Here is an 11,535-nt window from a genome sequence, read left to right on the forward strand (position 1 = left end):
CTCCTTGGCTCAGAAGTCGTCGGATTCGCTGAGGTGCCGCGCCAACCGATCCATCAAGCGGTCGCAGGCGGCCATTTGTTCAACGCTCACGTATTCGTCGGGCTTGTGCCCCTGGTCCATGCTGCCGGGGCCACAGACCACCGTCGGCACCCCGGCCTGATGGAACAGGCCGCCTTCGGTGCCAAAGGCGACGGTCCTGAACGCGGCGCTGCCGCACAGACGGGCAATCAGTCGCGCAGCGGCGCTGTCAGGCGAAGTCGCCAGGCCCGGGTAGGCGGACAACTGTTCAAAACGGATCGCGGTGTCGCCTTGCACCGCACGCATCGACGGCAACAACACCTGTTCGGCGTAGTCCTGCAACTGCTCGACAACCGCCTCTGGGCTGAAATCCGGCAAGGCGCGCACTTCAAAATCGAAACGGCAATCGGCCGGGACAATGTTCAATGCCGTCCCGCCCTGGATCACCCCGACCTGCACCGTCGAATACGCCGGGTCGAAGCGCGCGTCCTGCAACGCAGGGTCGGCCAGGTCTGCGCCAATCTCGCCCAGGCATCCAATCAAGCGCGCCGCCTGCTCGATGGCGTTCACGCCATAAGGTGCGTAGGCCGAATGGCAAGCCGCCCCTTTGACGTGGCAACGCATCGCCAACTTGCCCTTGTGGCCCAACACCGGTTGGAGTTGGGTGGGCTCGCCGATCAGGCACAACGCCGGCTGGGGGACGCGTTGAGGCAGCACTTCCAGCAGACTGCGCACGCCCAGGCAACCGACCTCTTCGTCATAGGAAAACGCCAAGTGCACAGGGCGGCGAAGCGGGCTGGCGAGAAATGTCGGCACCGCTGCCAGCACTGATGCCAGATAGCCCTTCATGTCCGCCGTGCCGCGCCCGAACAGCTTGCCGTCCAACTCGCTCAGGCAGAACGGATCGACCGTCCAGGCCTGCCCGTCCACCGGCACCACATCGGTGTGCCCGGACAACACCACGCCACCGGGCACCGCCGGGCCAATGCTCGCCAGCAGGTTGGCCTTGGTTCGCTCGGCGTTATAGACCAGCTCGCTGTTCACGCCCAGCCCTTGCAAGTAGTCGCGCACGAACTCGATCAAGGCCAGGTTCGAATCGCGACTGACCGTGGCAAAGCTCACCAGTTCGGCAAGCAGCGCGCGACTGCGCAGCTCACTCATCACCCGGCACTCCATAACTCGGCGCCAGGGTCGGGTTGAGCGCGCGGGTCAGGTAATCCTGCAATTGCGGCTGATAGGCGAGCCAGAGTTTTTCCAGCTCGCCGATGGGATTTTCCTCGGCCCAATCCACCCGCAGATCGACGATAGGCCAGGTCAGGTCATCGACCACCGACAGCGCCGCCGAATGCACCGCCCCGGCCTCCCCGCCCGTCGCCTGCCCGGCCCGCAACGCGCTCATCAAGCGTGACGCAAGACAACCACCGCCCTGCTCGAAGGCCGTGACCATGGCCTCGATCACCGCAGCGTTGGCCAACAGATTGCCGGCCGCCACGCATTGCTCACCGGCCACGGCGTTGTGGGTGCCCAGGGTATGCTCGCCGCTGAAAATCGCCGTGCGGCCCTCGGCATCGATCACCGCCACTTGCCGGTATTGGCTGTAGCCGTTGCGCGCCAGGGTCCGCTCCAGTGCCGCTTGCGCCGCCAGGCCACCCGCCAGTTCATCGAGAACCTGCGGGCCCAGGGCCGGCAGGGTAATGTTCTGGCTCGACACCGCGCCGACGCCCGCGCGCAACCAGGGGCAACGGGCACCGACGGCAATGCTCGAGGAACTGATGGCGATGCCCAACTGGCCAGTTTCGGCGCAGCGCCCGACGATGGAAAAAGTCATGCTGCACTCCTTATTCGGGGATGACCGCGATCACGTCGATTTCCATCAGCCACTGCGGCTGGCCCAGGGCGCTGACCACCAAGCCGGTGGAGATCGGAAACACGCCCTTGAGCCACTTGCCGACCTCCTGGTACACCGGCTCGCGATAGCGCGGGTCGATCAGGTACGTCGTGGTCTTGACGATGTGGCTCAGGTCGCTGCCGGCCTCTTCCAGCAATTGCTTGACGTTGCGCATGGCCTGCTCGGCCTGGGCACGAGGATCGCCAAGGCCCACCAACTGGCCGTCGAAATCGGTGCCGACCTGGCCGCGCACATAGACGGTGTTGCCGGCCCGTACGGCCTGGCACAGGTCGTTGTCCAGCGTCTGGTTCGGGTAGGTGTCCTTGGTATTGAACATGCGAATACGCGTGTGAGTAGGCATCAACGAACTCCCGTGAGACTGGTTTTCGAACGGTGTGAATCGCTGTCGAGTGCCGGGGCCTGGCGCTGGGCAGCATCTTGATAGGCGAGGTAAATGCGTTGCTTCACGATGTGATCGGCAATATGCCGGGCGTCATGCCAGACACCCCAGATGAACGCCGAGCCCCGTCGCGACAGCCAGGGCAAGCCGACGAAATACAGGCCCGGTTCACTGGAAACGCCACGCTGATGCCGAGGCTTGCCATTGGCGCCGAGGGCATCGACTTTCAGCCAGCTGTAATCCACCGAGTAGCCGGTGGCCCAGATGACACTGGTCACGCCGGCGGCGACCAGGTCCAGTTCCAGAATCGGTTGGGTCAGGCATTGCGGATCAGGCAGCCGGTGGCGAGCTTCAGGTTCGGGCGGCAGGTCCAAGCCGTTGCGGGCGATGTAGGCGTCGGCGGCATCCAGCAGCGCCAGGTAGTTTTCGTCGCCGCGGGCGATGTTTTCGGCCAGATTCGGTTCAAAGGTCACCACGCTGCCCTTGAACGATTTCGTCAGCCCCACCAGGGTGATGCCCTCGTGGGCCAACCGGCGAAAATCCACGGTATGGCCACCACGGGCACCGCTCACCGCGATGGTGACGTGCTCCTTGCCCGGCTGGACCGCCTCCGCATCCCACTCGCCCAGCACGCCCAGCCACCAGCAGAAATCGCGGTTGCGATAGGCCCGGGGCGGACGATCGTGGGCCCCCACCGAGAGATAGACCTGCTTGCCGGCGCGCTGCAGTTCATCGGCGATCTGCACCCCCGACGACCCGGCGCCCACCACCAACACAGCCCCCTCGGGCAATTGCCCGGGGTTGCGATACTGAGCCGAGTGAAGCTGGGTGACCGTCGCCATGTCCGGCGCAATCGGTGGAATCACCGGCCGCTGGAAGGGCCCGGTGGCGACGACCACGTGGATCGCTTCAATCAGGCCGTCGGAGGTTTCCACGGTGAAGCCCGGACGGCCGATATTGCGCTCGACGCCCCGGACCTCCACGCCAGTACGGATCGGTGCGTTGAACTGGCGGGCATAGGCTTCGAAGTAATCGGCCACCTGGTCCTTCGTCGCGAAGGCATCCGGGTCGAGCCCTTCGAATTCCAACCCCGGAAAGCGGTCGTGCCAGGCCGGCCCGTTGGCCACCAGCGAATCCCAACGCGCCGTGCGCCAGGCCTCGGCAATGCGGCTGCGCTCCACGACAAGATGAGGCACGCCTTGTCGGCTCAAGTGCTCACTCATGGCCACGCCGGCCTGGCCGGCGCCTATAACAAGCGTATCGATGCGTAGGGTTTCAACGGGCATGTCTGTGCACTTCCGGCATTAGGTTTGATTCAGGCCGGCATGGCGCCGCCTCGGGTTCGGTTTTCTTGTTGTTCTGCGGTTGCGGTTATCGGGATGAGGTGTCGAGGCGATTGTGTTGGCAGGCGGGGATTTGCGAAACGAGGGTTTTTGTCGTTGCTGGGAAGGAAAAAAATGGGCTACTGCCCGGGCGTGATGCCCAAGGGAACAAGGCGAGTCTTGTTTGGACCTGAGGTATGCGAAACCTGTGGCGAGAGGGAATGCCTTTGTGGCGAGGGAGCTTGCTCCCGCTGGGCTGCGCAGCGGCCCCAGACCCGTTACCGAGATCTCTCAGGCTGATTGCGTTCAGCTTTTAGGCTGCTGCGCAGCCAGCAGGAGCAAGCTCCCTCGCCACAAAAGCGGTTTAGCGGTGTGGCAAGAAGGTCGATGCTCGCGGTAGGCGCCACCCCTGACATCCACACCCTGGAGAAGGAATGCCTTTGTGGCGAGGTTCGACACAACAGGCTTATTCCGCCACGACACCGGCCTGGAAATCGGCGATCTGTTGCCACATCGCCACGGGGTTGGAGTACATCGGGAAATGCCCGCAATCGGCGATCGACGCCAGCCGGATGCCTTCGGCCTGGAGGTGCGACAGGTAGGACAGCGAGGCATTCTGCTCGCCGAACATGAACATCCTCGGGCACGGCAAGCCGAGAAACTTGCCCATCAGGTCGGCATTGTCGGAGAGTTCGACCATGGAGTGGAAAATCCCCGGCACGGCACCGGCGCGGACCTTATGCCTGAGACTCGCCGAATAAAGACCACTGGCGTAGGCCGGCGCGTGGCGGGCACGCTCGATGAAGGCGGTGAAAAACGCCTCGGGATCGCCGCTCGGATAGTCCACGATCTGTCGACTGAGGAAACAGTCTTCCGGGGCCACGTTGCCTTCGATATCGACAAAGCTGAGCACCCGGCCAGGGAAGTGATGGGCCAGCATCAGTGCGGTCAACCCGCCCATGGAATGGCCCACCAGATGGAAGCGTTCGATGTCGAAATGCGCCAGTACCTGCAAGGCCGTTTCCAGCAGGAACGCAATGCTGATCCGGGAAAGGTCGGCGCACTGGGTTTCGCCGCAACCCGGTGCGTCATAGGCGACAAACGGATGACCATTGAATGCCGGGTGCAGCACGATGTCGGCATAGTCTTCCTTGGTCGAACCAAATCCATGCAGGAACAGGATAGGGGCACGCTCGCCCTCACGCCGCAGAGTGGCGACGTTCAGCGCAACACCCTCCACGGTCAGAGGGAGTTTCAGTTCAGAGAACATTTCGACTGGGGGCACGTGAGTCATTCCTTGAGTGAACAGAGTATGCCAGGACGCATTGCCGGCAATCAGGCTCGCAATGTCGGGGCAATCCAGGGTTGTGTAAATTCCTGATTCGGGATTGCCTTGATATGCCAAACCTATCGATCAACCCTCTGTTCGTCCCCGCCCCTGCAAACGTGCCACCACCTCCTCCACCAGCGGATTGAGCCGTCCGGCATTCCAGGCCACGGCGGTGGTCACGACGTTGAGCTTCTGGCTGAGTGGTCGGAACACCACGTTCTGCGGCGCCATTTTCTTCAACGACGCCGGCACCAGCGCAATGCCCTGGCCATAGCTGACGAAGGCAATTTGCGAGGCCACGGAGCGCACTTCATGCAGTACCCGAGGCGAAAAGCCGCTGGCCCGGCAGGTCGCGATCAGGTTATCGAAGTACACCGGGCTGACCTTGCGGGAAAACATCACCAAGGGCTCGGTGGACAGGCTCGACAGGCTGACCCGTGTTCGCGAAGCCAGGGGATGATCGCTGGGCAAGGCCACCACCAGGCGATCTTCCCTCAACGGCAATGACCTGATCGAATGCCCCAGGTCCCCGTCCAGCCGGGCGAAGGCCAGGTCGATGTCTCCGGCTTCCAATGCCGGCACGGCTTCGACACTGTCGATCTCCCGGACAGACACGGTGAGGTGCGGATGCTCGGCCTTCAGTTGCTCGATCAACCCTGGCAACACATCGAACATGGCGGTGGAGATCGCACCGATGGTCAGCATGCCCGACTGCCCCGCCACGGCTTCTTCCACGGCCAGTTCCAGGCGCTCCAGTTGATCGGCGAATTTACGCACCGCCGGCAGGATCGCCGCCCCCACGGGGGTCAGTTGCGCCCCACGTCGTGAACGCTCGAACAACTTGACCTTGAGCGCCTGCTCAAGCACTTGGATCTGCTCGCTCAGCGGTGGCTGGGACATGCCCAGGCGCTTGGCCGCGCGCCCGAAATTCTGTTCCTCGGCAACCGCCAGGAACAGCCAGAGATGACGAATCAAACGGAAATTGATCATGGGCGATCCATAGGTTCAGCGTATCTGTGGGTTACGTGATCAGTAATATACCTATGAAACTTCCTCCTCGACACTGGGCCCCTCCGCCACCTTTGGGATTTGCCCATGAATGCTATGAGTTTGCTGGACCGCTTGGCGGCGCTGGACACCAACACGGTGTCCGACGCCCTGGATTTCCTCGGGTTGCCGGGAGCCACCGTTGGGCTGCGCCCACTATGGAATTGCCCGAAGATCGTCGGCCGCGCCAGCACCGTGCTGCTGGCCGCTAAATCCGACAACGTCCCCACGGTCCATCTGATCACCCCGGTGGTGGAGCAGATCGACAGCGATGATCGCGTCTTGGTGATCGCAGGTGGAATCGAAGGCGTCTCTTGCTGGGGCGACATTCTCGCCAACGCCGCGGTCGGCAAGCAGGTGCGCGGTACGGTGATCGACGGTTTCAGCCGCGACATCGACGGCAGCGAAGCCATTGGCTATCCGGTGTTTGGCCGCGGCGTGACCATGGTCAGTGCCCGCAACCGCGTCATTCAAATCGACGCGGCAGTGACCATCCCCGTCGCTGGCGTCGATGTCAGCGAAGACGACTTTGTCATTGCCGACAACTGCGGGACCGTCTTCATTCCCCAGACCCACATCGACAAGGTGCTCGACCTGGGCGAGCGCATCGCCCGCCGCCAGGACGGCATGGTCGAGGCGGTGCGCAGCGGTCGCTCGGTCGCCGAAGTGATGCATGACACCCAGTTCGAAGCCATCCACGTGGAGCACTCCTGATGAACCTTGAAGATAAAAGCCTGGTCGCCTTGTTCGAAGGCCTGGACACCCCAGGCATCTCCGACGCACTGGATAAACTCGGCCTGCCCGGCCAATGCCTCGGCGTAGCGCCCCTGGACAACTACAACCAAGTCATCGTCGGGCCGGCATTTACCGTGCAATACGTCTCGGCCAGCACTCCGCCGGGCACGGTGGGCGACTTCATCGAAGACGTGGCTGCTGGCGACGTGGTGGTCATCGACAATGGCGGCCGCACCGACTGCACCGTGTGGGGCGACATCATGACCCAGTACGCAGGCTCGCGGCAGATCGCCGCCACAGTCATCGACGGTGTCTGCCGTGACGTGAACAAGGCCCTGGGCGACGGCTATCCGATCTTCAGCAAAGGCCGCTTCATGCGCACCGGCAAGGACCGCGTGCAGGTGCAGTCGGTGAACCAGCCGGTGTCCATCGGCACCGCCCGGGTCTGTGCCCGTGACATCGTGGTCGCCGACGCCAACGGCGTGGTGGTCGTCCCCCGTGACCGGGCCGCGGAAGTGGCGGCCTGCGCCCGGCAGATCGAATCGGTCGAAGCCGACATCCGTGCCCTGATCGCCCAAGGCAAGACCTTGAAAGAAGCCCGCGCCGCACTGGGCTACCACAGCCTGCAGAGGAAAGTCTGATGACCACGCTCCTGTTCCCCAAGGATTTTCACGCCCGGGCCAAGGTTTTGGGCAGCTCGACCCTGTATGAAGCCTGCCACCAGCCCTGCGCGGTCGACAGCGCGATCCGCCCGGTCTGGGACGGTGCCTTCATCGCTGCACCCGCTTACCCACTGGAATGCTCGCCGGGTGACAACCTGGCCCTGCACCTGGCCATGGAACGCGTACCCCGTGGCAGCGTGCTGGTCGTGGGCACGGGTAGTTTCATCGCCGGCTACTGGGGCGAAGTGCTCACCGTGGCGGCTGAAACAGCGGGCGTGGTCGGTCTGGTCATCGATGGTGGCGTGCGCGACATCGCGGCGCTGAAAAGACGCCGGTTCCCGGTGTTTGCCCGCGGCATTTCGGTCAAAGGCACGGTCAAGGCCAGCGCGCCGTCGGTGGGCCAGCCGTTCAATTTCAACGGTGCCCATGTTGCCCAAGGCGACCTGGTGGTGGCCGACGAAGACGGTGTGATCATCATTCCCAAGGCGGATGTCGCACGAACCCTGGCCGAAGGCGAAGCCCGCGCCAACAAGGAAGCCCAGATGATGCAAGCGTTGACCGAAGGCCGCTCAACCTTGGAACTGATGAACCTGACCGAGTGGAGAACCCGCGCATGAGCGTCGACATCCAACGACTGAATCGGCGCCTGGCGCGTGCGCAATCCTCGGCGACCTATCGGATCATGGACCGGGTGGCCGAACGTCGCGCACAGGGGGCGAAGATCATTTCGCTGTGCGCCGGCGAGCCTGATTTCGATACGCCCAAGCACATTCGCGAGGCGGCGATCGAGGCCATCGGACAGGGTCACACCCGCTACACCCAGGTCGCCGGCGTACGGTCCCTGCGTGAAGCCGTGGCCGCCAAGTTCCGCCAGGAAAACGGCCTTGACGTCACCTGGCAGGACACCCTGGTCTGCAACGGTGGCAAGCAAGTCATCTACAACGCCCTGGCCGCGACCCTTGACGAGGGGGATCAGGTCATCGTGCCGGCGCCCTATTGGGTCAGTTATCCGGAGATGGTCCAGCTCTGTGGCGGCGAGTCCCGGATTGTCACCTGCGATGCCGACAGCGGCTTCAAGTTGACGCCCGCCGCGCTGGATGCGGCGATCACCCCGCAGACCCGCTGGTTGATCCTCAACTCGCCGTCCAACCCGACCGGTGCGGTGTATAGCCGGGAAGAACTGCAAGCCCTGGCCGACGTGTTGCTGGCCCATCCTCACGTGCTGATCCTGGCGGACGACATCTACGAGCATTTGATCTTCGATGATCAGGTGTTCTATACCCTTGCCCAAGTCGAACCACGGCTGGCTTCGCGCACCCTGACCATGAACGGGGTTTCCAAGGCCTATGCCATGACGGGCTGGCGCATCGGGTTTGCCACCGGGCCACGCTGGCTGCTGGAGGCCATGGAAAAACTCCAAGGGCAGCAGACTTCGGGCGCCAGCTCAATCTCCCAACAAGCAGCCTTGGCTGCATTGGACGGCCCCAAGGACTTCATTCGCGAAAGCCGTGCCGTGTTTCAGCGTCGTCGCGACTTGATGGTGGCGCTGCTGAATGCCACGCCGGGTCTTGCCTGCGCAAGCCCGGGTGGCGCCTTCTATGCGTTCGCCTCCTGTGCCGGCTTGATCGGCCGGACCTCATCCGGAGGACGGGTGCTGCACACCGATGAAGATGTCGCTCACGCGCTGCTCGATGAAGCAGACGTGGCAGTGGTACACGGCAGCGCGTTCGGACTTGGCCCTTACATTCGCATTGCCTACGCCCTGGATGATGCGTCCTTGCGCCAGGCCTGCGAAGCGATTCGCGGATTCTGCGATGCACTTCGCTGAACCAGGATCAAACGGTGGGCACAGACTCGGATCGTAATGGCCAGCTCAGTTCAACCGCGCCGGAAACGCCTTGAGCTCCAGCTTTTCCATCACCAACGCAATGAACGCCGAGACCGCCAGCGGCAATTGGCGCCGGCTCGGATAGAGCACATTGAGGCCGAAGCCAATACGCTGGTACTGCGGCAACACACGTACCAGCCTTCCAGCGTCCAGGTCCACGCTGCTCAGCGCCGAGGGCAGCACGGCGATGCCCAGGCCCGCCACGGCAGCCTTGCGCAACGCTTGAGCGGTGTTGGCGTTGAAGCGGCTGGGAACCTGCACCTCTTCCTCGGTGCCGTCCGGGCCGATGAGCCGCCAGTGACTCAAGCCGCTGGGATGGGCAAAGGCCACGCTGTCGTGGTGAGCCAACTCCTGCAGCGAACTCGGCGCACCGCGCTTGGCGATGTAGGCGGGGCTGGCGACCATCCCATCACCTTCGTTCTTGATGAGTTGGCGCCCGACATACCCGGAGTCCTGTAGCGCACCGCCGCGAAAGGCCACGTCGATGCGGTCGGCAATCAGGTCGACTTTGGCATCGCTGAGCACGAAATCAAGCTGCACCCGAGGATGCGCGACGAGAAAGTCGGCCACCCATTGCATCGGGAAAAAATCGAAGAAATCCGCCATCGCCGCGATACGCACCAGGCCACTGGGTTCATCGCTGCCCTTCATCAGTTCCTGCCCCGCCTCGGTCAGCCCATCCACGGCGCTGACGCAGCGTTCATAGAACCCCTGCCCCACCTGAGTCAGCGTGAGTTTGCGAGTGGAGCGTTGCAACAGTCGCTTCCCCAATTGCGCCTCCAACTGCTGGACCCGCCGGCTCACGGTATTGGAAGGCATGCCCAGTCGCCTGGCTGCTTCGGCAAAGCTGCCGCTGCGCACCACCTGGACAAACAGTGCGACATCATTCAGATCGAGCATCAGGTCGCGATTCCTTCATTTTTTGGATGAGTTCAATCCGATTGTATCGACTAATCAATCTATTGCCAGGCACTTATCCTTCTCGCATCGAGGCCACCAACGCTCAAGAATCCGAGGTCATCCATGAACAGCATCGTCGCAGCGCCACCGCGTACCATCGTCCACCGCACCCGGGGCAACCGCCACGGGCCGATCACGCGCCTCATGAGCCCGGGCGACCTCGGCCAACTCTGCAAGCCCTTTGTGTTTCTCGACCTCTTCGCTTTCACGGACAACGTCATGCCAAAAGGTTTCGGCATGCACCCCCACTCCGGTATCGCCACGCTGACCTACATGATCGACGGCCAGGTGACTTACGAAGACACCACCGGTCAATCGGGCGTGTTGCCCTCCGGCGGCATGGAATGGATGCACGCAGGCAATGGCGTATGGCATGACGGCAGGCCAGTGGAGGGCTCGCCGATCAAAGGCTTCCAGCTTTGGGTCGCGCTGCCGGCCGATGAAGAGAATGCCCCGGCCCACAGTGTCTACCTGGCGCCCTCCGCTATCCGCCGGGAGGGTCCGGCGCTGGTGTTGCTCGGCCAACATGGCGCGGCTCGCAGCAGCGTTGCAGCCCCGGCGGGCATGAACTACTTGGCTGTGCAATTGAAAGACCAGGAACGCTGGCGCTATACGCCACCGGCTGGGCACACCGTTGCCTGGCTGGCGGTCAACGACGGCAGCCTCGACGCTGGCGGCAACGTCAATGCCGGGGAAATGGTGGTGTTCGAAGAATCCGGCGGAGCCATCGACATCGTTGCCCAGGGCGCGACCTCCTTCGTGCTCGGTTCGGCGGTCAAGCATCCCCACGACCTGGTGATGGGCTACTACTCCGTGCACACCAGCAAAGCCGCACTGGAAAAAGGCGAGAAGGAAATCCAGCGCATCGGCACCGTTTTGCAGCAAGAGGGTCGGCTGGCCTAGCCGCTCCTCGACTCAACCCTGATCCACTGTCCGAATCCCATAGAGGTGAACATCATGACCAACATCGGTCTCGACCTTCTGCTGTCCCGCGCCCAGGTCGGCAAGCTGTCCCTGAAAAACCGCATGATCATGGCGCCGATGACCCGCAGCCGCGCAGGAACAGGCGATGCGGCCACGGCCCTGATGGCCGAGTACTACAGCCAACGCGCCAGCGCCGGCTTGATCATCAGCGAAGGCTCCCAGGTGTCGGCCCAGGGCAAGGGTTACCTGAGAACGCCGGGGATTTTTACCCCTGAGCAAATCACCGGCTGGAAACAGGTGACCGACGCGGTCCATGCCGAGGGTGGGCAAATCTTTTTGCAGCTCTGGCACGTGGGCCGTC

12 protein-coding genes and 1 pseudogene are annotated in these 11,535 nt (G+C 63.1%); 6 read left to right on the forward strand and 7 right to left on the reverse strand.

The window, feature by feature from the left end; all coding sequences use genetic code 11:
• Positions 1–9: 9 nt before the first annotated feature.
• The 6 genes from argE to J4E53_RS18125 all read right to left on the reverse strand — a co-directional run bounded on the left by argE (position 10) and on the right by J4E53_RS18125 (position 5,948).
• Entirely contained in the window at positions 10–1,179 is a 1,170-nt protein-coding gene (argE, locus tag J4E53_RS18100; protein ID WP_103308698.1) for an acetylornithine deacetylase, read from the reverse strand.
• Positions 1,172–1,846, reverse strand: coding sequence for a DUF1028 domain-containing protein (locus tag J4E53_RS18105; protein WP_103308699.1), 675 nt, complete (start codon positions 1,844–1,846; stop codon positions 1,172–1,174). Before J4E53_RS18105 ends, argE begins: the two co-directional genes overlap by 8 nt.
• 10 nt (positions 1,847–1,856) lie before the next feature.
• On the reverse strand, positions 1,857–2,267 hold the full coding sequence (locus J4E53_RS18110; protein ID WP_003182257.1) for a RidA family protein: 411 nt from the start codon (positions 2,265–2,267) through the stop codon (positions 1,857–1,859).
• Complete coding sequence (locus J4E53_RS18115; RefSeq protein WP_103308700.1) at positions 2,267–3,592, reverse strand: NAD(P)/FAD-dependent oxidoreductase; 1,326 nt, start codon at positions 3,590–3,592, stop codon at positions 2,267–2,269. The genes J4E53_RS18110 and J4E53_RS18115 overlap by 1 nt, the downstream gene beginning before the upstream one ends.
• A gap of 502 nt (positions 3,593–4,094) precedes the next feature.
• Entirely contained in the window at positions 4,095–4,898 is an 804-nt protein-coding gene (locus tag J4E53_RS18120; protein ID WP_103308701.1) for an alpha/beta fold hydrolase, read from the reverse strand.
• Between the two features lie 144 nt (positions 4,899–5,042).
• Positions 5,043–5,948: a LysR family transcriptional regulator gene (locus tag J4E53_RS18125; protein WP_103308702.1), complete on the reverse strand. Its 906-nt coding sequence runs from the start codon at positions 5,946–5,948 to the stop codon at positions 5,043–5,045.
• A 105-nt stretch (positions 5,949–6,053) separates the two neighbouring features.
• Here J4E53_RS18125 and J4E53_RS18130 point away from each other — a divergent pair, with 105 nt between their 5' ends.
• The 4 genes from J4E53_RS18130 to J4E53_RS18145 are packed head-to-tail and all read left to right on the forward strand — an operon-like array spanning position 6,054 to position 9,230.
• Positions 6,054–6,719, forward strand: coding sequence for an RraA family protein (locus J4E53_RS18130; RefSeq protein WP_060742130.1), 666 nt, complete (start codon positions 6,054–6,056; stop codon positions 6,717–6,719).
• Positions 6,719–7,381: an RraA family protein gene (locus J4E53_RS18135; protein WP_060742129.1), complete on the forward strand. Its 663-nt coding sequence runs from the start codon at positions 6,719–6,721 to the stop codon at positions 7,379–7,381. The genes J4E53_RS18130 and J4E53_RS18135 overlap by 1 nt, the downstream gene beginning before the upstream one ends.
• Complete coding sequence (locus J4E53_RS18140; protein ID WP_060742128.1) at positions 7,381–8,019, forward strand: RraA family protein; 639 nt, start codon at positions 7,381–7,383, stop codon at positions 8,017–8,019. Before J4E53_RS18135 ends, J4E53_RS18140 begins: the two co-directional genes overlap by 1 nt.
• Positions 8,016–9,230 (forward strand): pyridoxal phosphate-dependent aminotransferase, encoded by a 1,215-nt coding sequence (locus tag J4E53_RS18145; RefSeq protein WP_060742127.1) that lies wholly within the window; start codon positions 8,016–8,018, stop codon positions 9,228–9,230. Before J4E53_RS18140 ends, J4E53_RS18145 begins: the two co-directional genes overlap by 4 nt.
• Positions 9,231–9,275: 45 nt before the next feature.
• On the opposite strand, the gene J4E53_RS18150 is transcribed toward J4E53_RS18145, so the two are convergent.
• Positions 9,276–10,190 (reverse strand): LysR family transcriptional regulator, encoded by a 915-nt coding sequence (locus J4E53_RS18150; protein WP_060742126.1) that lies wholly within the window; start codon positions 10,188–10,190, stop codon positions 9,276–9,278.
• 123 nt (positions 10,191–10,313) lie between these two features.
• Between J4E53_RS18150 and J4E53_RS18155 the strand changes: the two genes are divergently transcribed.
• Positions 10,314–11,153 (forward strand): pirin family protein, encoded by an 840-nt coding sequence (locus J4E53_RS18155; RefSeq protein WP_060742125.1) that lies wholly within the window; start codon positions 10,314–10,316, stop codon positions 11,151–11,153.
• A 54-nt stretch (positions 11,154–11,207) separates the two neighbouring features.
• Positions 11,208–11,535 (forward strand): annotated as a pseudogene (locus tag J4E53_RS18160) (alkene reductase); the annotation flags it as partial.

The organism is Pseudomonas sp. FW305-28, assembly GCF_017351395.1.
GTDB classification, from domain to species: Bacteria; Pseudomonadota; Gammaproteobacteria; order Pseudomonadales; family Pseudomonadaceae; genus Aquipseudomonas; species Aquipseudomonas fluorescens_AA.

Bases quoted from the DNA above. Each gene is read 5' to 3' on its own strand.
- argE (WP_103308698.1), bottom strand. From the start codon at position 1,179: ATGAGTGAGCTGCGCAGTCGCGCGCTGCTTGCCGAACTGGTGAGCTTT.
- J4E53_RS18140 (WP_060742128.1), top strand. From the start codon at position 7,381: ATGACCACGCTCCTGTTCCCCAAGGATTTTCACGCCCGGGCCAAGGTT.
- J4E53_RS18105 (WP_103308699.1), bottom strand. From the start codon at position 1,846: ATGACTTTTTCCATCGTCGGGCGCTGCGCCGAAACTGGCCAGTTGGGC.
- J4E53_RS18155 (WP_060742125.1), top strand. From the start codon at position 10,314: ATGAACAGCATCGTCGCAGCGCCACCGCGTACCATCGTCCACCGCACC.
- J4E53_RS18110 (WP_003182257.1), bottom strand. From the start codon at position 2,267: ATGCCTACTCACACGCGTATTCGCATGTTCAATACCAAGGACACCTAC.
- J4E53_RS18135 (WP_060742129.1), top strand. From the start codon at position 6,719: ATGAACCTTGAAGATAAAAGCCTGGTCGCCTTGTTCGAAGGCCTGGAC.
- J4E53_RS18130 (WP_060742130.1), top strand. From the start codon at position 6,054: ATGAATGCTATGAGTTTGCTGGACCGCTTGGCGGCGCTGGACACCAAC.
- J4E53_RS18145 (WP_060742127.1), top strand. From the start codon at position 8,016: ATGAGCGTCGACATCCAACGACTGAATCGGCGCCTGGCGCGTGCGCAA.
- J4E53_RS18150 (WP_060742126.1), bottom strand. From the start codon at position 10,190: ATGCTCGATCTGAATGATGTCGCACTGTTTGTCCAGGTGGTGCGCAGC.
- J4E53_RS18120 (WP_103308701.1), bottom strand. From the start codon at position 4,898: ATGTTCTCTGAACTGAAACTCCCTCTGACCGTGGAGGGTGTTGCGCTG.
- J4E53_RS18115 (WP_103308700.1), bottom strand. From the start codon at position 3,592: ATGCCCGTTGAAACCCTACGCATCGATACGCTTGTTATAGGCGCCGGC.
- J4E53_RS18125 (WP_103308702.1), bottom strand. From the start codon at position 5,948: ATGATCAATTTCCGTTTGATTCGTCATCTCTGGCTGTTCCTGGCGGTT.